This is a genomic window from Vibrio echinoideorum (genome assembly GCF_024347455.1).
Lineage (GTDB): Bacteria > Pseudomonadota > Gammaproteobacteria > Enterobacterales > Vibrionaceae > Vibrio > Vibrio echinoideorum.
Window position 1 is genome coordinate 1,684,777 of sequence record NZ_AP025483.1, and the last position, 20,505, is coordinate 1,705,281.

18 protein-coding genes and 1 pseudogene are annotated in these 20,505 nt (G+C 40.7%); 7 read left to right on the forward strand and 12 right to left on the reverse strand.

What is annotated here, in order from left to right; translation table 11 throughout:
- Positions 1-4 precede the first annotated feature (4 nt).
- Complete coding sequence (gene istA, locus OCV36_RS07525; RefSeq protein ID WP_135459315.1) at positions 5-1,537, reverse strand: IS21 family transposase; 1,533 nt, start codon at positions 1,535-1,537, stop codon at positions 5-7.
- Positions 1,538-1,760: 223 nt separating this feature from the next.
- Between istA and OCV36_RS07530 the strand changes: the two are divergent.
- Positions 1,761-2,057, forward strand: a pseudogene (locus OCV36_RS07530) (IS3 family transposase); the annotation flags it as partial.
- Positions 2,058-2,071: 14 nt separating this feature from the next.
- Here the strand turns inward: OCV36_RS07530 and OCV36_RS07535 are convergent.
- The 8 genes from OCV36_RS07535 to OCV36_RS07570 all read right to left on the reverse strand — a co-directional run bounded on the left by OCV36_RS07535 (position 2,072) and on the right by OCV36_RS07570 (position 11,423).
- The gene (locus OCV36_RS07535; RefSeq protein WP_135458246.1) at positions 2,072-3,115 is read right to left on the reverse strand and encodes a nucleotidyl transferase AbiEii/AbiGii toxin family protein; all 1,044 of its coding nucleotides are present in this window, start codon (positions 3,113-3,115) and stop codon (positions 2,072-2,074) included.
- A gap of 6 nt (positions 3,116-3,121) precedes the next feature.
- The gene (locus OCV36_RS07540; RefSeq protein ID WP_102360698.1) at positions 3,122-3,787 is read right to left on the reverse strand and encodes a DUF6088 family protein; all 666 of its coding nucleotides are present in this window, start codon (positions 3,785-3,787) and stop codon (positions 3,122-3,124) included.
- A 190-nt stretch (positions 3,788-3,977) separates the two neighbouring features.
- Positions 3,978-5,624 (reverse strand): UvrD-helicase domain-containing protein, encoded by a 1,647-nt coding sequence (locus OCV36_RS07545; RefSeq protein ID WP_135458244.1) that lies wholly within the window; start codon positions 5,622-5,624, stop codon positions 3,978-3,980.
- Positions 5,621-7,552 carry an ATP-dependent nuclease gene (locus tag OCV36_RS07550; protein ID WP_135458242.1) on the reverse strand — a complete coding sequence of 644 codons (1,932 nt, stop codon included), beginning with the start codon at positions 7,550-7,552 and terminating at the stop codon, positions 5,621-5,623. Before OCV36_RS07550 ends, OCV36_RS07545 begins: the two co-directional genes overlap by 4 nt.
- 147 nt (positions 7,553-7,699) lie before the next feature.
- Entirely contained in the window at positions 7,700-9,715 is a 2,016-nt protein-coding gene (locus tag OCV36_RS07555; RefSeq protein WP_102360695.1) for an ATP-binding protein, read from the reverse strand.
- A gap of 265 nt (positions 9,716-9,980) precedes the next feature.
- Positions 9,981-10,127 (reverse strand): MbcA/ParS/Xre antitoxin family protein, encoded by a 147-nt coding sequence (locus tag OCV36_RS07560; RefSeq protein WP_102360694.1) that lies wholly within the window; start codon positions 10,125-10,127, stop codon positions 9,981-9,983.
- 46 nt (positions 10,128-10,173) lie between these two features.
- The gene (locus tag OCV36_RS07565; protein ID WP_245300939.1) at positions 10,174-10,809 is read right to left on the reverse strand and encodes a hypothetical protein; all 636 of its coding nucleotides are present in this window, start codon (positions 10,807-10,809) and stop codon (positions 10,174-10,176) included.
- Between the two features lie 95 nt (positions 10,810-10,904).
- Positions 10,905-11,423 carry a hypothetical protein gene (locus OCV36_RS07570; protein ID WP_245300938.1) on the reverse strand — a complete coding sequence of 173 codons (519 nt, stop codon included), beginning with the start codon at positions 11,421-11,423 and terminating at the stop codon, positions 10,905-10,907.
- A 120-nt stretch (positions 11,424-11,543) separates the two neighbouring features.
- On the opposite strand from OCV36_RS07570, the gene OCV36_RS07575 reads away from it, so the two are divergent.
- The gene (locus OCV36_RS07575) at positions 11,544-12,716 is read left to right on the forward strand and encodes a hypothetical protein (protein WP_135458240.1); all 1,173 of its coding nucleotides are present in this window, start codon (positions 11,544-11,546) and stop codon (positions 12,714-12,716) included.
- 335 nt (positions 12,717-13,051) lie between these two features.
- Here OCV36_RS07575 and OCV36_RS07580 read toward each other — a convergent pair whose 3' ends face one another.
- The 3 genes from OCV36_RS07580 to OCV36_RS07590 all read right to left on the reverse strand — a co-directional run bounded on the left by OCV36_RS07580 (position 13,052) and on the right by OCV36_RS07590 (position 16,441).
- Entirely contained in the window at positions 13,052-14,776 is a 1,725-nt protein-coding gene (locus OCV36_RS07580; protein WP_135458238.1) for an ATP-binding protein, read from the reverse strand.
- Positions 14,776-15,960, reverse strand: coding sequence for an FIST signal transduction protein (locus OCV36_RS07585; RefSeq protein WP_135458236.1), 1,185 nt, complete (start codon positions 15,958-15,960; stop codon positions 14,776-14,778). Before OCV36_RS07585 ends, OCV36_RS07580 begins: the two co-directional genes overlap by 1 nt.
- Positions 15,961-16,075: 115 nt before the next feature.
- Complete coding sequence (locus OCV36_RS07590; RefSeq protein WP_135458235.1) at positions 16,076-16,441, reverse strand: hypothetical protein; 366 nt, start codon at positions 16,439-16,441, stop codon at positions 16,076-16,078.
- A gap of 258 nt (positions 16,442-16,699) precedes the next feature.
- On the opposite strand from OCV36_RS07590, the gene ccoN reads away from it, so the two are divergent.
- The 5 genes from ccoN to OCV36_RS07615 all read left to right on the forward strand — a co-directional run bounded on the left by ccoN (position 16,700) and on the right by OCV36_RS07615 (position 20,504).
- The gene (gene ccoN / locus OCV36_RS07595) at positions 16,700-18,127 is read left to right on the forward strand and encodes a cytochrome-c oxidase, cbb3-type subunit I (RefSeq protein ID WP_032497766.1); all 1,428 of its coding nucleotides are present in this window, start codon (positions 16,700-16,702) and stop codon (positions 18,125-18,127) included.
- Positions 18,128-18,138: 11 nt separating this feature from the next.
- Complete coding sequence (gene ccoO, locus OCV36_RS07600) at positions 18,139-18,759, forward strand: cytochrome-c oxidase, cbb3-type subunit II (RefSeq protein WP_017074286.1); 621 nt, start codon at positions 18,139-18,141, stop codon at positions 18,757-18,759.
- Between the two features lie 9 nt (positions 18,760-18,768).
- Positions 18,769-18,942 (forward strand): CcoQ/FixQ family Cbb3-type cytochrome c oxidase assembly chaperone, encoded by a 174-nt coding sequence (locus OCV36_RS07605; protein ID WP_004733679.1) that lies wholly within the window; start codon positions 18,769-18,771, stop codon positions 18,940-18,942.
- Positions 18,942-19,916 (forward strand): cytochrome-c oxidase, cbb3-type subunit III, encoded by a 975-nt coding sequence (gene ccoP, locus OCV36_RS07610; RefSeq protein WP_004733681.1) that lies wholly within the window; start codon positions 18,942-18,944, stop codon positions 19,914-19,916. The genes OCV36_RS07605 and ccoP overlap by 1 nt, the downstream gene beginning before the upstream one ends.
- A 108-nt stretch (positions 19,917-20,024) precedes the next feature.
- A complete protein-coding gene (locus OCV36_RS07615) occupies positions 20,025-20,504 on the forward strand; it encodes a FixH family protein (protein ID WP_135458233.1) in 480 nt (159 codons plus the stop codon).
- The last annotated feature ends 1 nt before the right edge of the window (position 20,505 follow it).

Here is a 20,505-nt window from a genome sequence, read left to right on the forward strand (position 1 = left end):
TCTCCTAGTGATAACTGTTCGGGCCACGAACATTGCTATGAACAAGATTTGGCGTACTCGTGTTGTCTTTACTCAGTTGTCCTTCACGATTGTTTTTCAACAAATTGCTGATGAAGGTGTAATTGGATTTTGTCAGCATCAGCGCATCTTTACAGGCTTGCTCTAGGCGCGATTCGCCATAGGTTTTACTGAGGCTGAGCAAGCCAAGGCAGGAACGATAAGACTGCTCTGGATGAGGCTTGGAGTTCAGCATCTTATTGACGACTTCTCGTGTGGCTGGGCCGATATTGGCTCCCCAGCTAAGCAAGCGCCCTGGCGACCACTTCTGATGTTGATGGTTGCTTGGCATGTGCTCTGGTTGGGTGCTGTTTCCTCGCTCTCTTTGGCTACGTGGATGCTGGGCCACCAAGTTACCTTGATGGTAGATCTGCACCAGGCGATTAGAGGCTTCCAACTCGACATGGTGACCAACAAGTTGATGGGGAACCGAGTAGTAATGACGGCGATATTCGATGTGATAGTCAGGGCCAACTTTGGCTCGTTTAGTTTCGGTATACAGGTAACGCTGCCTAGGCAGTGGCTTTAATGCAGGTTTGTCGAGTTTATCGAACAGCGCTTGGCGGCTGGCGCCATACTGTTTCATCTCACGCTGATTTAACTCATTCATGAGTTCACGGATGGCGAGATTCAACTCTTTAAAAGTGTGGAAGGCTTGGTGTCGCAACCGCATCATGATCCAGCGTTCTACTAGGAGCACGGCATTCTCTGCCTTGGCTTTGTCTTTCGGTTTGTAGGGGCGAGCAGGCATCACGGCTGTTTGATAGTGATTAGCCAGCTTTTGATAGCTGTCGTTCAGTCTCGGCTCATAACGATTGGCTTTGGTGACTGCGCTGCGTAGGTTATCGGGAACTAAGAGTTGTGGTACGCCACCGAAGTGTTCGAACGCATTCGCATGCGCCTCTAACCAGTAGGGCTTCCCTTGGCTGGGGAAGGCTTCAACATAAGTGTAATTGGACGCGCCTAAAGTCGCGACGAACACCTCCGCTTCGCGCACTTCGCCTGTGTCAGGGTTGACCACCTGAAGCCGAGGCCCACAGTAATCGATAAACAGTTTATCACCTGCAACATGAAGCTGGCGCATGCTGCGTTTTTGGGTTTTGAACCAACGAGTGAAGTGCTCGCAGAACTGAGTGTAAGCGTAAGCTTGCTCTTGATATTGCTCATGATACTCCTGCCAGAGCAGCATCTTTGTCATACCTTTACGCCTGAGTTCGACTGCGTATTGAGTGAAGTCTGGCATAACTTTATCTCGACTGACTTTCTTGCCGTGATACAGCGTCTGTGTGAGATCTGCATCGCTGCAACTGTCGGGTAGAGGCCAACCAAGTTGGCTTTGTTTAAAGCGAGTAAGGAGTTCTGATACGGTGGACGGGCCGAGTTTAAGGCAAGAAGCGATACCACGATTTGAGAGACCGCAGTCGTATTTAAGGCGTAATACCTCTTTGATTTTGTTCATTGGAGTTCTCTTTTTGGCCATTGTCGCTTCCTTTCCTTCTTGTTTAAGAAGTAAAGAATAGCGAGCTATTGATTTAAAAGAGAAAAAGGAAGGATTTCGGCCATTACGATCGCGGTTTTCGCTATTCCGATCACCGATTTCGGAGTTTGACTAAAAGTGATCGGATAATCGCGGAATCAGTGATCGGTTTAAACCGAAATGGGTGATCGGATAATCCCGAAATGACTGATCGGAATGCTCCGAAATATGCAATAGTGATAGAGGTAGCCAATATTGTTCAAAAGACTACCGCGACTTAATCGCAGCTCATAATCTAAAGCAAAGTATGAGTAGGAAGGGAAATTGCTGGGACAACGCTTGTGTTGAAAGCTTTTTCCACTCAATGAAAGTAGAAGCCGTCCAATACGAGTCGATAATGACCCGAGAAGAGATGCGTCAAGCACTCTTTGAATACATCGAAGTTGATTATAATCGAACAAGAAGGCACAGTGCTCTTGGGTATCTAAGCCCAGTTAACTTTGAAAAACAATATGTCGCTTAATGCGGTGTCCAGTCTTACTGGAGCAGATCATAATATAGTTCGTTCACCGTTTGTTGAAGCTCTCTTACTTCTTCAATTAGTTGCTCAAACTGATAAGGAAGCTCACCATTGGGAAACATATCCGCCATAGATTCCCAGTCACTTTTATAATGTGAATTCATTTCCTCACATACAGGGATTAACTTAATCGGCCCTGACCTCGCAGTTATACAAGACTCTTCGTGAGTTTTATAGTGAATGTCAGAAAACTCAACATGTTCAAAAAACAGACCACTATCTTTGTAATATTCATTGTCTTTTTCATGTAATTTCAAAATATCGTAAAGATGCCTAGCATACTTAGGTTGTTTTTTCTTTTGAGTAAGGTTTGTATGAACACCAAACATTTTTTCTAGCATTGTTCTTTTAGGAGACAGAGCAACCACCTCAAAACCAAGTTCATCTTCAAAAGCGTCTAGGCAATCGCTCAACATATGGTTTATTGGGATTATTTCTGTTGGGGTATTGTCAGAACGCCCCCCAGTTTCAAGCAACACTCGCGGACGAACTGCTGTACCATACTCTTTTTCTTCTAACTCTTTAGGATAGTAGATCGCAATATTAAGAGGTGTTTCACTTTCAATCTCTAAACTGACTCTGTCTTCAATTTCGTGCAATCGTTTTTCTAAACGCTCATAAAGACTTTCTTTGATGTATTGCTGTGCATGAGCATCAATTTCTAGAGCTTCTTCAAGTCGCTTTTTACGGCCAATACCTTCCTGTCGAACTACTTTTTCTTGACCTAAAAGATCTAATGAAAAAGAAAGGTCGATATCTTCGGACATACGATTTATTACATTAAAGCATTTGGAAAGCGAAGTGCCTCCTTTGAAGATAAAAGGATGTTCACACTTCTCTTTTAGCTCTGGAGCTATTTCCATATAGAGGATCTTTAATGTCTGAGTCACCCAAAAGTCTTTTTCTATTATATATGCAGGTAAGCCCAAGGGATGTAGCTCTTGGGCAGTTAAAAAAGCCTGTGCACGTTGTTCTGAAGTATATTTAAATAGTTCGCTCAATGGTTACTACCTTACAGTTAACGACTTATGAACCCATTTCATTGACGGAGATAATGCTTTAAAGAACTGTTGCTGAGTTTTAGACGTGAGTAGAGAGGTAAATTTTTTTGTTAACTCGTTTTTGTAGAGTTCTATTCCACTCTTATCCATATGACTCACTGCACTCCAAAATAGCAAGGCAGTTTCTCGTTGATTGTCATCAGTAACTTTGAAGTGCGCGGCAAAATAGTGAAGAGACTCTTTGTACTCAAATTTTACATTTTTCACATTGTACTTTGAGCGGACTCTTTCAGAAATAAAATAGCTTTTCACCATAGGAAGTTGAGTATCTAAGCCTAAAGCATTTACAGCAGCTACTCCCGCAGGAATTACAGTCGCTTTTTTAGTTTTCGTTACTGACTTAACCAACTCATCCGTTTCTATAGGTAAACGACCAAAAGTCCCTAATCTTGGACGATAATATGCACCATAAGACAAACGAACTAATTCTTTGTTCTTAACAAGACGACTTAAAGCTCTGAGTGCAGCGGATTTTTCTTTGTCAGAAATCCCTTTTTTTTCTATAAGCTGAACTGTAGTGAATACGCGTCCTCGTTGTTGGCAGTTAACATAAGACTGAATGATGTTTGCAGTAGTACTATTGGGTGTAGTCTTTGCTGGTATAGTTCTCATCTTCGCAACTCCATTATGAACTTGATAAGTATATTTTGGACTAAGATGTCCACTATTGCCAGTGATTTTGTATTGTCGATGACTACTTGTGACAGTTGATTGACTAGGAATCGTTCTGGGAGTTAGGGATTAACATCAACTAAAAAGGGCTTGCGATCAATAATTAGGTTGTTGTTTTACAAGGTGAACCCTATAAAGTACAGCTTAGAAATTGTTCTTGTCTTTGTCTATGTACATCCCATCTTCCAGTATGACCAGCAGGCCTAGAGCGATAGTCCACATGTGTTAACAGCAATCTGCGTTTTGCTCGTGAAACACCTACAAAAAAAGCACATAAGTTTTCATCTAAATTTCCCCAATAACTAGCGGTCTCAACAGCTAGTAACACAACTGAATCAAACTCTAAACCTTTACTTTTATGTACGGTAAGTATCCTAACAGCTTGATCATCTTCAAAACGCTTCAAAGATTCAAGTAGTTCGAGTCCTGAAGACATTAACTCATCTATCTTGGAACAGGTATCATTTAGTACCTCGCGCAAACGTGACTCTGTTTCGTAGTCATGTGATAGTGACATTAATTGCGGAAATCCTATTTTTTCAATGAAACGTTTTACGCAATCCCATCTATTAGGGTTTCCTAAAACTATAGGATTGTTATTAACCGTCCTTTTTTCGTTTATGATAAAACGTTGCCAATTTTGAACGAACTCCCCTCTTTCATCATCATCAGCAGTGAAAGGAACTAGTTTTTCCATTAATCGAATCCATGCCGAAGGTTCCTGCTTACCAAAGGTGCTCAATAGAAAATCTATAATCAAGCGAGCACCTGGTTCAACAGTAATGTCCTGTAACTGTTGTTCATTTCTGTATGGTATACCTCGTTCATTTAAAGCGACCATAAGATTCATGGCGTATAAATCAGGTTGATTCTTGATTAATATCGCTATCTCTGACGGAGGTACATTTTCTTCATTTATCCATTGTTGAATTTGTTCAGAAAGATAGTCAGCTTCTTCTTGGCAGTTTTGGAAAGGATGAATTTGTATATGACCTTCTTCTCCTGCTAGCTGTTCTTCAGACATAACGGAACCTGGGTCAATGATTTTTATGATCTCATTTTGCAATCGAAGAAGCTTAGGTTCTGAGCGGAAGTTTCTGTACATATTGAGTGGGACAGCTTGGAAGTCTTGTTGAAATGTTTCAAAGATCCCGTCAAGTGCGCCAGCCCAACCCATAATTTTTTGTTTAGTATCCCCGACTGCGGTAAGACGAATATTTGTCCCTTGGAACGCAATTTTAATAAGCTCGTACTGATGGTTTGTACAATCTTGAAACTCATCTAAGAAAACGTCAGTGTAGGTTTGTCTCAATGCGTTTCGAGCTAAAGGTGACTCCTTTAAGATACTTATTGCTAGCGGAACAAGGTCTGTAAAATCAATTTGCTTGTGACAGACTCTTGGACCAATTGTGTAACCAGGCTCCAAAGCTAAATCGCCAGTCAATATTGGACGAAAACGGTCAATAATTCGTTTCGCGAAAGCATGAAATGTATAGCTGTCAAAACGCGATGACAGCTCAACACCACATCTGCGTTTAATTCGTTCTTTAAGGTTGCTACTGGCATCAACCTTAAACGAAATAGCTAGTATGCGCTTTGAGTAGGAACATGAGCCTGTGCGAAGTAAAAAATCAGCTCGTTGAGCAAGCATTTCTGTTTTTCCAGCACCAGGACCAGCTGTCAAAGCTAAACTAGATACACGCTCCCTAGCGGCTCTATCAGCATTTGGCTCCAAAACTAATCCATCAGCAGGCTTCCAGTCTTCCACTTTTATCATTCAGGAAGCTCCAACAATATTTTTTCTACAGCTTCTATCATTCGCGTAAATGATTGAGGCATATTTGCTATGATTTGTTCATCAGATAACCTAGAGAGAGCAGTAATGTGTTCAGCTGGTTTACTCCCTATTTTGAATAACTTATGGTATGTAATAAATAACTTCTGTTCTTCATCGTCATACTCTGAGGCATCTGTGCGAGATTTACCTAGTACAGATTTTATATTTGTAAGTCCAGGTTCAACTTGATCACTAGCTTCTATATTAAATGCAGTAGGATAAGCCTTTATCATAGAGAAATCTAAGTCCATTGGATAAGAAAAAAATACGCCCCTTTTTTCTAATTCTGCTAGATAGTGCGGATATCTCCGAACTTTATACTCAGCATGATCCCAAGTGGGAATGCGGGTAAAATTACCAGTTAACTGTTGATCTAGTTTATATAATTTTAGTTGATCGTTGGTTGTCTTGATACGTCCCCAACCGCCTTGGTGCCTGCCTACATCTAGGTCTAAAAGTGTAATGTGAGGAATATTGAGCCCTTCAAGAAGTCTCCAGAAATGGTTTACATGTCTGCCTCCAAGAGGAGCAACAGTAATCCCAAATGCGTCAACAGGTACTCCTTTAGCTTCTAGTAATCTTGGTATTACAATTTCTTCACTATCACCTTCACCAAGAATAACTAAACGTGAGAAGTATATTTCAGGAAACGCTTTTACCGCCTGAGTGATAAATTTATGAGCATCACCTGTGAGTTCTGCATCAGGCAAATTGATATTAGCAATAGTTGTTTCTCTGTTTACGCCTAAACGTAAATAACGTATTTGCTTTGGTTCTATACGTCTGAGCATTGAAGGTGCATGTGTTGCTATAAGAGCTTGGGCATCACCCTCACCCTCACCCTCACCAACCATATCTTGAAGAGCGCTAACTATTCTTCCTAAATAGTGAGGAGATAGACTGTTTTCTGGCTCCTCAACAGCAACTAAGGTAAACACTGGTGGTCGAAGTTTATCTGGATCAAAAGAGTTGTTTCCCTTTAATACCGAGCGTCCAATAGCTTGAGATGAGAGAACTAAAGACAGATACAACATTGATTTTTGTCCATCACTTAGTCGAGAAAAATCTACGTTGGCTTCGTCGTGTCCTGGCGCAAATGAAATAGATAAATGGCGGAGCAGCGATTCGATTTCACTAGCTACGAAGGTAATCTTGGGTTGTGTGAAAAATTGCCCTTTATGTAAACTTGACCATGAATTTTGAATACTTGTACTTAAAGCATTGACCGATATGTTCGCAGCAAGGCTTGAACTTATCTGGTCTGTATGACCCCTTACTGTTTCTCGTTCAACTTCCCAGTTTACCGCTCTTAACAGACGACCTAGCAATGCATTGGCACCGAAGGTGATATGCTCTGCTGGATCTCGTCTAGCAGGAAGATAATGAATTTGAATTTGATTTCTGTCTGTACGGGGAACTTTAACTGTACTGCTTGGTTTCTGATTTGTATCTACTTCTAATACGTATATTAATGACTCCTCGATATCGCCATCAATACCGATAGATGCTTCTAAGCGAAATCGTACGCGGGGAGTATCTTCCCCTTCTACTAATCTCATGTGGCCAAAATGTGGAGGAACAGTTGTGTTGTCATCTTCTTGATGTAATTCAGGGAAAAGAAAATCAGCCTCAATCCAAAGAGTTCGCTCTTCAGGTGGTTCTGTCTCGTTGTGTGGAACATGAAAATCAGACTTTTTTATCCGACGTAGAGATGGATCAAATCCGAACATTCGACAAAGTGCCTGAAGAGCAGCTGTCTTTCCTGAGCCATTTGGACCGATTAGGAACGTGAGATCATCAAAAGATATTTCAGTAGATGTTGAACCATAACTTTGAAAATTTGAGAGTCGTAATTTGTCGAGTTTCACTGTTTTTCCTTTAATCCATTAATTTATATGTGTAGTTGTGCTTGCACAGAAAGGTCATTAAGTAGACCAAGTTAACTATTTGGTTTTTAAGCTAAAATCGGTCTGCTTCGCCCGTTTCTTACTTACTTAAGCTCAATAAAGATCTCATCAATGTTCTTTTTGAAGATCTACTACCAAAGAGGATGATGTTTCATTTTCTAGTGAACTTCTTTTCAGTTTTAGCTTGTCTAGGAGGTAGTGATTCGCTAATTCAAATTCATCAAAAATCGTTGCCCAAGTTTTTACGAATCCTTTGATGCGTCCTTTATCATGGCTGAATACAAGACCAGGCTCGTTTTTCTCTTCTGCTGTTTCAAGTGCGGAAGGAATTTCGAAATCATTATCTGATATTTTCCTTCCGACAAGAATCAGCTCGAACTTCATCTTTTGATCAGAGAAGCCTGCGTGTTGAGCTATTATCCTTGCATAGTCTTTTATCTGATTTAGGTGTTTGCGGTTCAGCGATACGCTAGGCTTCTTGATTTCGATTACAGTGCATTTAAAGTAAGCTCTATTAGAAGAATCAAAGGCCATCATCTTACGAGCGAGAAATAGGTCAACTTGTCTTCTTACACCCTCAACATTCAAACCTTCATCCAGGTCTTTTTGCTCAAAGTCTTCTTCATCAAGAGTGTCTATTCCTTTAACATGATTTCTTAGCTCCAAGGCATTTTTCTGAAAATCAGCCTCCTCAGCCCCAATCAATGAATATTGGTTCCCGAATAACCATGTGTTTTTTTCAATGATCTGTTGTAGATCGGGAGTCTCTAAAACTTTCTTGTAGTGCTTGACCATTAACTCTCTCAATTTATAGATAGCCAAGTCGCGCTTTTGAAGTACTTCAATAGTACTTATGACGTTCTCTAAAGAGGTTTTGGATAGTTGATTCGATAAAGTGCTAAGTCTTTCTCCCTCAAGCCCTAAGACACACTCTAAGACATCAAGGAGCTCGTCATTTTCGTTAGAGACCAGAACTTTATCCAACAGTGCGATCAGGATTTTCGTTTGCTTAGGTTTTAAGTTTCTAAATAAAGTTGGATCAGCGACATAAATGTCTCGAACTACGTTTTTAATATTTTTGCGTCGCCAAGCTCGCTCATCTTCAGGTAATTTGTCGTGTTCTGGGAAGAACCCTTTGTTCTCGTATAGAGCAATTTGAATTTCTACTTGCTCTGTTTGAAACTGTTCATAAATTTCTGAGCTAACTTGATAAACTTTCTTGGAAAGTTCTTTGTAGACCGAGCTATTCGGATTTGCTAGGGGTTCCTGGGTGAAGTTAAGGCTACTGGAATGTTTGTCAAAATTATGAACCCATGCCGATGATGAATATGTACTGAGATAAAAATTGGTTTTCTTGTTGAAGCTGCTCAGTTCTCTATAAACCACTTTTCCATCAGAATTGACTAAATAGTTGTGTGACTTCTCAACTCCAGGCTTGTCAAACCAACGAACAAATGAAACGTCAAACCTCTCTCCTTCTATATCAAATAGTTTTTTTACTAATTGGTTATCAGGAACCTCAATCTCATTACCATTGAGGTATAGTTTTCTGTTCTTGTTAAGTGCCAATCTCCAACCGAACTCACATTGAAGCTTGGAGGTTATTGCAGCTATTGTTGGCAAATTTTCCGTGAAGTTTGTCAATTGAACATAAGTTCCATGCTCAACATTTTTCAAAGCAGTAACTTGTTCTGGTTCTGCCAACTCGGCTGCTCTGAAGTTTCTTAACGATCCGTTTTGGATTGAAATTTTGGCATTTTTTGCCGAATTTACTTTGGTGTACCAAGTCGCATCGTTACATAGAAGATGGAAAGCTAATCGCCCACGACCATGAGCACCTTGTAAGTCATCATCACCTTTCTTAGACGATTCATAGAACCTTGAAAAATGCTCAGAACACAAATCAATTTCAATACCAGTCCCATCATCGAAAACAGATACAGCTACTAAACCATCCATTTCACTGTATTCGATGTTGACGTGGACGGTTTGCGCATTAGCATCAAAACCGTTAGCAACAAGCTCAATAACTGATTGTAAAGGAACCTTCTTCCATTTAGTAAAGTGCTTGCGTATGCCCTGGTCGGTTATCTCTGCCGTTCCTACAAATTCATTAAAACTCACTTGCCAACTACCTAAATTATTGTTTTATTTAGTATATCATATGTGTGTTGACGAATATTTGCGTACGGTCAAACTTCGGTAATACCCAAATGCTATGTATGGTTGAATAATAAGCGAGTTACGGTGTGAAAATTAGAGTTTAGACTTGCTCTATTACAAGCCCCCAAAGTCATATACGCAAAATGAGCAACTTACATACAAAACATTTATTTCTCATGAGTTGCTCATTTTGCGCTTCTAACTAATAGAATCTGACTAGCCTACCTTATGAAAAGTCACCATAACGAATCCTATCAAGAATCGTTAAAATGGTTTCTTTACCATTTGGCCTTTCTAATATCTCTAAAGGCGTCAGATGATCGAAAAACCATTTAGGGGTATTTAGCCATTCATAAGCTAGTTCCTCGCTCATAAATAGTTCTAAAAGTGCTTCGCTTACGATATTGTCCTTGTCCCCCTTACCTAGAACGATATTTAACGCCTAATTTATTCGATAGATGCTTAGCGAAACCTTTACGGCTTGTCGAACCGCCAGTATTTACAATATATGATCCATTACCATTTAAACTAACACAATTGCAGTCAGACCAATGCGCTGCCATACGTGAGTGGTCAAGGCTTCCAAGTTTTTTTGCTGCTTGATAAAGATGGTTGGTTCGTTCTGCTGGGGCAAGACTTTCATACGTTATCCAAAGATTATGGAATACTAGTCCTAACCCTTGAATGAAGGTCGCAACTAACTGAAAACCAGTCCTATCTTGCGAGTAGTTATCGCCTTGACACTCAATCCATGTTTCCAAAAAGAGTATTAAATCACTTCTAATAGGATCTAAGTGTTTTTTGGAAAGAATTGTTCCATCAGCCATTTCTCGTACTCCACGAACTTTACCTTGCATGCGTTCACCACCCAAAGCTCCAAGAATAAAACGAGTGACTGAATTTAACGTCAGTATGAATTCGCTGTTTGCAGTTACTGTATTTCCGTCAAAGCTCATGCCGCCATGTGAATTAATGATAGGTAACATACTGATTTCTCTGGCAAACATTACAACGTCATCTGTTCTTGCTAGCTTCATCAATTTATTAGTACTCATTGGAGTTGCTTGCCCATTAACATCTGCAAAAATTTGTGAGAAGTCTGCCTCAGAAAGAGCTTTATCCTTTCGGAAAATAAATAAAACCTGAATACTCAATTCTTGTAATAAACGGGATAACTCAACTCAACTCTGCGTTTGAGTCTTGCATCAGACTCTTTGATTTTTTTTAATAAGGATTGATCGTAACCACCCAGAATCGTGGCGGCTGTTGAAAGTCTGTTTAGACCATCAACGACGAAATTTTTATCTGGTTGTATTACCAGCATGTCGTTAATTCTTGGGTCGTTACTAAACTCGGTTTCTACTTCTGACATACAGCCGATTAGAACTGGTGGGATAACACCACTTATAGCCGTGGAAGAAGTAAGATGCTTATAGCAATAGTCCTCAAACCCCTGTCTTCTGCTTGGACTGGCAACTCTCTGAATTTCCTTATAGAGAGTTTTCAAATGTTGCGGGATTAAATCAAACGAACAAGCTCGCAAGAGATCCGCGACTGTCATGACTGTAGACATCGTATAAACACCGTTGAATGATGTATATGTAACGCTCCCAAACACTTGCTTTGTTGTCGCTCCAAAGCGTTGTTTTTCATTAATTGATTCGCTCATAATAAATCCTAGTTTGATTTTTAATGTGCGCATAATTGATCGGGGCGCCGCCCCGATCAAGAGTTTTTTGGTTTTTTTCTTTATCATTTAACGAAATCAATGTGTTAAGAAATTAACTAAATGAAAAACACAGACGAACTAATGCTAGTTGGATATAAAAGTACAAATATTCTTGGTGGCTTAACGCTGCTTCAAAGTAGTGTAAGCGTTGCAGAGCTTTTCGAGTTTATCCCTCAAGAGCACCTGATGTGGGATCACTTTTCTTTCAATTATGAACGTTCTGTAAATAAAGAAAGATTAAGTAAACTGAAGAACTACTACCAGATGAGTGTCGTTAAGGACGATCCTTTTGAGGTTCCTCATATTTCATTAGTTATTTATGGTATTTCTAGTGAAGAGCTACAAGGTAATAGGTTTGTATCTCTACATTACGAAAGAAATAGGTCGGCAGTAGTAGATGGTTTTCTTGCAATAAGCGCTCTAAGTTATCTTTTAGACCTAAGAGATCCATTTACAGGAAAGCAGCTAAGTAAAAGTGCTCTAAGTGAAGAGCAAAAATCTGTTGTTGCCTCTCTAGATGTACGTCTGAGTATCTATTATGACGGAAACAAACAAATCACCGAAGAATCACTCTCGAAACTTTTTTTCGATATCAATTCAATTGATGCGAAAGTGTATTCTCAGCACATTTCTACACATATTCAGGAATCTCCGCTCAACCTTGGGGCAAAGCAGTTAGCGAAAGCACTAAATCTTGACATGCTTGGTGGTGTCTCCGAGTTCAATAAAATCACGAAGTCAGATAGTTATGTAACGACTCATACTACTCTGACTAGCATCATCCTCGCTGCTATTGCTGGCAAAGGTGCCAGAATAGAAAAGCAATTACCTACGCACTTATCTGATAAAACTCTAATTACGAAACAAGTTATCGATGAAGCTTTAAAAGCCGTGATACCACTCATGAATGGTTGGATATCTTGTTTAGAACATAAGTTTCATCAAAATAGCAATGGTTTTCATAGGTCAATGCAAATCTGGCAAGCAGTTGGAGTTGTTGCCTACAACTTAGCGCAAAACACTGAGATTACAGAAGCGGAGTTATATGCGTCTGGTCAGATCTTGGGGCAAGTGGATTACGATAAGAGCGCTTCTCATTGGAGTAGATGTAAAGCATTCAAAAAAGATGCCAGTGGTCTCTTTTGGATCAATGCTACTGGTGGTGGCCGTACTATGAGAGATAAAGTTGCGGATTACTTTATGGAGATTTTAGGAGATAAACCTAGCTCGTAACTAATTATTAAATCAAATGTTCATGTACATATTGATTTCAAGTTGCCTTCTTAGGCCATTTTAATAGGAAGTACATGAACATTCTTGCTAGGTAAAGTCGATGACTAGTAATTAAATTGTTACTTATCATTGAGTTAAGTGAGATTGTGTTATATGTACAACTTACGCTTCCAAGATTCGTTAAATTAAACTTAGTGATGATAAGGTTAGCCTCCGCGTATAGCACCTCTACTATTCAAATAGGCTCCAAATTAGGAGTATATTTAACAGTAAGGCTATTTACCATAAAATACCTAATAAACATATATCCTAATCTTCGATTAAGAATACGTTTATTAGATTTCAAGCATTAGTCTATCAATTGCTTCTGTGATTTCTTTGGTTCTTACGGGCTTGGTGACGAAATCATTCATGCCTACATCTAAACACGAACATCTGTCTTCTATTGATGTGTGTGCTGTTAGTGCGACGATTGGCGTTTTGATGTTTGCATCTCTCATATATTTGGTTGTGGTCAGGCCATCCATTACAGGCATAGACACGTCCATCAAGATAATATCTATTGAGTCGCTGCCTCTTTCAATAAAGCCAATTGCTTCTTCACCGTTACTCGCAATGAAAACTTCGTGGCCTTGTCGCGTTAGGATTAACTTAATCACCATTTGGTTTGTCGGATTGTCTTCGACCACCAAAACTGAATAGCAACTTCTTAGCTTTTGTGAGTATTCATCTACATCATTTTGGCTTTGATTGTTCGTTACTCTAGTAAGTACTGGTAACTGTACTTCAAATCTGGAACCTTTTCCCGGCTCACTCTCTACGGATATACGTCCACGCATGAGTTCAACAAGTCGTTTGGTGATGGCTAAGCCTAAGCCGGTGCCACCAAATCTACGCGTGATTGTACTATCGGCTTGTACAAACGGACTGAACAATGAAGAAAGTTGTTGTGAGCTGATGCCAATCCCGGTGTCTTCTACCGTTATATAGAATGAGCTTTGCTGGTACTCAATAGAAACATGGACATGTCCGTGTTCAGTGAACTTAATCGCGTTACCAATTAGATTAAAGAGAATCTGTGCCAAGCGACTCGGGTCAATATAATGAAGTTCACCCTCAGGTATATCAATGGTTACAGTTAACTCGAGTCCTTTGTTGTCAGCTGTCTTCTTTTGTTCTGATAATACAAAAGTTACAGTGTCTCTTACGTTGCTCCATTGAGGTGCAAGCGAGAAGCATCCGGATTCGATTTTTGAAAAGTCTAAGACATCACTGATAATCGCCAATAGAAGCTCAGATGATGTGCTCATATTAAGCAGTATAGATTGTTGCTCTTTATTTAACTGTGTGGATTTTAGTGTGTCGATCAAACCTATAATTGCGTTCAAGGGGGTTCTTAATTCATGACTCATCATGGCTAAGAATTCAGACTTTTCTTTGTTAGCTCTTTCTGCGTCTCTTCTTGCAGTGACGAGTTCCGCAGTGCGTTCGCGAACCGTTGCTTCAAGCTTTTCTTTGTTCTCGATATCGAAAACGGCTCGCTCAATGAGCGGACGAAAACGATTTAAGGTGGTTTTGGTTTCGATGCTAAAGTGCTTGGTGTTGGAATGGACAAAGATAATGACGGATTGTGTTAATCCGCTGTCAATCCCAGTAATCAGTACAGAGTTAATTTGGTCGAGAACAATGGGATGCAAAGAGTTGAATTCACCCAAAGACTTGGGTTCAAAAAGGATGGCGCATTCTCCATTGATGACTCTCGATAGCTTGCCGCAATCAGTCCAATTTATCTGTTCGAAGACTTTGTTATTGGTCAATAGGGTTTTGAAACTACCTTCATTCCCTACCCTTGATACCACGATAAAATCATCAAACTGGATGTATTTCTTTAGTACGAACTCCAAGCTTGAGAATATCTCCGAGATATTGCCAGCCTTACTGATAGCCGAGATAGTTGACAAGATCACCCTATTCTCTTCAGCTAATTTCCGTTCGCGCGATTTTAGTTTTTGCAGTTCAATTCGAGCTTCTTGCAGCGCTTCTTGACCTTCAGAACTCATTACTTTTTTAACCTATAGAAAGTTGCAGACGACACCATTAAATTTCCGTGTGCATTCTCGCCACCAGAGAGTCTTCCTTGCTCGCCAAAAGTAAACGGACAAATGTAAGGTAGCCCATTAAGTGCTTGATTTATTTGAATGCAAACCTCGTCCATATCTTGTTTAAGATTCAACATAGGTCCTGCACAAAATATATTAATCGCACCTAGTTTCTCTTCGAGATCCATATCATTGTAGTAAGAGGAATGAATGATATTAGCAGCGCGGCTGATTAATTGTTGCTTAGAACCTTGCATTAAATAAATGGTATCGCCTTCATTGATATCAGTGAATAACTCGATACCGTTGCATTCTGTCTCTCTTATTGAGTGAGATAATTTGAAATATGGGTAATCGTAGGAAGAGCCTACTTTTCTGCCAAGTGGATAAACAGAAGACTTTTCAAATATATAACCATCATCAGTTCCACCTAAATGGAAGTTCGTCCATTCGTTATAAACGGTAGCAGCTGGCCTGTGGTCTATTTCCAATAAGATTCTGTTTCTGACTTTGGTCACGGTACCTGAATAACGGGTGGGTGTGTGACCAGCACTGAAGGATGAATAGATAGACTGAGATGCAAAGACGACGGTCAGTGACACTCCATTAATTGAGAGTGACTCTTCGGTAAATATGCTCCAATTTCCAGAAACCTGATTGTCAGCTGCGCTTCCACCAATAATAGGTACCTCAGTGCCGAATTTCTTATCGATAGCTGCCATAACCTTCTCTTCATTACCTGGAGTAGAATGCAGCAAGATGAGGTCGGGTATTTCACCTTCTCGATTAGCGTTCTTAAGTGCTCGATCGATGGCGTTGAAGGTGCTGTGGTGTATAGAGTCACCAAAGTGTTCGATACCAGTACCATAAGCATTGATCCCTGAATCATAAATGATCAGCACACCAATCACTGGGCCTGAATGAAATCCAGTTTCGGTCATTATACCGTGGCAAGTTGTACAACCGTGTATGGGAGTATTAGGAAGAGCGTCTACCAAATATCGTTGCACAGCGAGTGTGGAGTACTCTTCTGTGCAATAGCAAATAAGACAAGCAATATCGTCGGGATTATCCACCCCGCTGAGCAGCTCATCTACCGCAATTTTATCATTTAAGGAATAAGAGACTTTTGATAGAAATTTCATAGATTTCTGGAAACTTTATTAATGCACTCTTTATAACACTTAAGTGCACTGTGTTTCACTGATTTAGTACATATTTCTATCAAAAGAACCGAGGAATGACTCAGTTTTGGATCTGTTACTCTTTAGATAGGTTTACAGAAAACGTGCTGACCTGTTGTGGAAATGTAACGGTTATTGAGGATGTATTATCACTAGTTTGTAAAAGCCAACTTGAAGGGCCTTTTTCTTCTAAAATCCCGCTTCCATTTTGGTTAATGATAAATTTGCCAGTTTCAGATGTTTCGATTGAATACCCCAGGCTATTGCCCGAAATCAAAACATTATGTTTATCAATACCAAATTCACAAGGTTTGGAAACGATACAGTTCACCGTTTCGTTATTGTCGTATGTTACTGTTCTCCAAGTAAATGCCGCTATTAAAACAACCAACATGCCGATAATTTGTACGAGCCTGCCCTTTGTTAGCTTTTGTGCCGCCATTATAATCTTTACTCCTTGTTACAAAGTTCAAAGTTTTTAAATAAAAATCCAATTCCAGACCAAGCGTAAGGTTACTACTCTGTCATTGATTTGTTAATTCAAGTATAGTGTCGCGTTGAAAATGCCACTTTTTTTCAAAATCAGCAAGTGGAAATAAAGCCCTGAATAGGCTGAATTTCCTTTTCTAATTTGGGTGGCATTACGACGTGAGTCGTGTTGGAAGTAAAGTGTAGTAAATAAGAAATTGGAAGCATGCAAATGAGCCAAGAAAAGCAGCTTGAACAAAACTACAACTATACGGTCGTCCGTCAATTTACCCTCGTTACAATTTTGTGGGGTATTGTCGGTATGGGCGTTGGTGTTTTGATTGCCGCTCAATTAGTTTGGCCACAGCTAAACTTTGATACGCCGTGGTTGACGTACAGTCGTTTACGTCCCCTGCATACTAATGCGGTTATTTTTGCGTTCGGTACAAGTGCGCTGTTTGCAACATCATATTATGTTGTGCAACGTACCTGTCAGACGCGTCTCTTTGGTGGCCCTCTCGTAGCCTTTACCTTTTGGGGTTGGCAAGCGATTATCCTGTCCGCTGCAATTACTTTACCGTTAGGTTTAACCTCTGGTAAAGAATATGCAGAACTTGAATGGCCAATCGATATTGCTATTACTCTTGTGTGGGTAGCTTACGCAGTCGTGTTCTTCGGAACCATGATTAAACGTAGGACATCGCACATTTATGTAGCAAACTGGTTCTTCGGAGCCTTCATCATCACGGTTGCCGTGTTGCACATAGTTAACAGCTTAGCTGTTCCTGTATCTGCGTTTAAATCTTACTCGATTTATGCAGGTGCAATTGATGCAATGGTGCAATGGTGGTACGGACACAATGCGGTAGGCTTCCTATTGACAGCTGGTTTCCTAGGTATGATGTATTACTTCGTTCCTAAACAAGCTGGTCGCCCTGTTTACTCTTACCGTTTGTCGATTGTTCACTTCTGGGCTCTTGTGTCACTGTATATCTGGGCTGGTCCTCACCACCTACACTACACTGCACTTCCAGACTGGACTCAGTCTCTAGGTATGGTTATGTCATTGGTTCTGTTTGCTCCGTCTTGGGGTGGCATGATCAACGGTATTATGACTTTATCTGGTGCGTGGCATAAGCTTCGCTACGACCCAATCCTACGTTTCCTAATCGTTTCTCTATCATTCTACGGCATGTCGACTTTCGAAGGCCCTATGATGGCAATTAAAACGGTTAACGCACTATCTCACTACACGGACTGGACCATCGGTCACGTTCACTCTGGTGCGTTAGGTTGGGTTGCTATGGTTTCAATTGGTTCGGTTTACCACTTAGTTCCTAAACTATTTGGTCAAGAGCGTATGTACTCTGTATCTCTAATCAATGTTCACTTCTGGTTAGCAACGATTGGTACAGTTTTCTACATTGTTGCAATGTGGATCTCTGGTGTGATGCAAGGTCTGATGTGGCGTGCAGTTAACTCTGACGGTACATTGACTTACAGCTTTGTAGAATCTGTAGAAGCTTCTTACCCGTTCTACTTTGTGCGTTTCTTAGGTGGTCTTATCTTCCTATCTGGTATGTTCTTACTGGCATACAACACGTACAAAACTGTTTCTGCACCTAAAGATAGTCTTAAAGCTATCCCTCAACCGGCTTAAGGAGATTTAGAATGAGCTCAAATTCAAAGAATCGCCATGAGTTGGTCGAGAAAAACGTTGGTCTACTCGCGATCTTAATTGTTATCGCAATCAGCTTTGGTGCTTTAGTAGAAATCACTCCGCTTATTTTCCAAAAGCAGACGACTGAGCCTGTAGAAAACCTACGCGTTTACTCTGCTCTGGAAATGGAAGGTCGTGATATTTACATTCGTGAAGGTTGTAACGTATGTCACAGCCAAATGATTCGTCCTTTCCGCTCTGAAACTGAACGTTACGGTCACTACTCTGTAGCTGGCGAAAGTGTTTGGGAACACCCATTCCTATGGGGTTCTAAGCGTACTGGCCCAGATCTAGCGCGTGTAGGTGATCGTTACTCTGATGAGTGGCACCGTGTTCACCTTCTCGACCCTCGCGAACTTGTTCCTGAATCAAACATGCCTGGTTTCCCATGGCTTGCTGAGAATGTACTTGATGGCAAATTGACTAAGCAGAAGCTTGAAATCTTCCGTAATCAATTTGGTGTTCCTTACACAGACGAACAAATTGCTAACGCTAAACAAGATGTTGAAGGAAAAACAGAGATGGATGCAATCATCGCTTACCTTCAATCGCTTGGCCACGCAATGAAATAAGGAATAATTATGGACATTATTACATTTCAAAGTGTTTGGACTGTTACTGTTTTTGCTTGTTTCATCGGCATCGTTTGGTGGGCTTTCGGTAAGAATCGTAAGTCGCGTTTCGACGAAGATGCAAACCTAGTGTTCGCTGATGAAGCACCTGCGAAAGATAAAAATCAAGGAGTGACGAAGTAATGAGTACATTCTGGAGTATTTGGGTAACAGTAATCACAATCGGTACGCTGATTGGCTGTGCAGCCTTACTTCGTTGGTGTTCCAACGATAAAACAGGTGTAGAAGAAGGTCATGACATGGGCCATGAATACGATGGTATTCGTGAACTTAATAACCCACTACCTAAATGGTGGACATACCTTTTCGTTAGCACAATTGTGTTTGCAGCTGTTTATCTTGCTCTATACCCGGGCCTTGGCAACTTTAAAGGTCTACTAGGTTGGACGAGTTCAAACCAAACAGTTCGTAGCGTAGAAGAGTCTCGCTCTGCAATCGCGGCAGCTCAAGCTAACAAACAGTTAGATGAGTACGCAAAAGAGCTTGATGACGCGAACACTTACTTTGGCGAAGCATTTAAGAAGCTAGCTCATGATGAGAACGGTCTTCGTTCTGTTCCTGACATTGCATCAGATGCTGACGCAATCAAAGTTGGTCAACGCTTGTTCTTGCAAAACTGTTCTCAGTGTCATGGTTCTGATGCTCGTGGTCAAAAGGGCTTCCCTAACTTGACTGACGATGCATGGCTATATGGCGGTGAACCACAAGCGATCGTTACTACCATCATGCATGGTCGTGTCGGTCAAATGCCAGCGTGGAAAGACGCACTTGGCGAAGAAGGTGTTAAAGAAGTAGTTAGCTACACTCTTAGCCTTTCTGGTCGTAGCGTTAATGTACGTGAAGCTGAAGCTGGTAAAGCACGTTTTGTAGTGTGTGCTGCGTGTCACGGTACAGATGGTAAGGGTAACCCTGCTGTTGGTGCACCTGACCTAACAGACCGCGATTGGTTGTTTGGCGATTCTCGCGCGGATGTAACTGAAACCGTAATGAACGGCCGTTCTGGTGTAATGCCGGCTTGGAAGGATATCCTCGGTGAGGATAAGGTTCAGCTCGTCGCTGCCTACGTCTGGAGCCTCAGCAACTCAGATAAAGAGTAACATAATAATAACAGCCCCTTCTTAAGGGGCTGTCTTTCTTTTACAGTTAAAGTCTTAAGTGTTTGTAAAAATTAGTTTTATTTCATTGAATATATTGAGAATAATAATATGGAACAACCTTGGTATAAGCAGTTTTGGCCGTGGTTTTTGCTATTCCTTACCGTTGGCGTTTCTATGCTAACGTTGGTTCGAGTCGCGATACTTACCAACCATTCAGTTAACGTTGTCACTGAAGATTACTATAAAAAAGGTAAAGGTATTAATGTCGATATTTCGAAAGTAAATATCGCAAAAGAATTAGGCCTGTCAGCTTTAATTAACGAGCAAGGTAACTCGGTTATCATTACTCTAGACAAAGGTAAGCTTGATCACTTTCCTGCTGTTAGTGCCATGTTCGTGCACCGAACGCTGCCTGACCGTGATTTTACTCAGCTACTGACCGCTGATGCGAGCGGCAACTACACGTTGACTCTGGACCATGAAATGCAAGGTCCATGGTTTATCGAGCTTTCTCCGCATGATTCTGAATGGTTAGTGCAAGGTCGCATGAACTTCCCAATTGATACTCCTACTCAACTAACGAACTAAA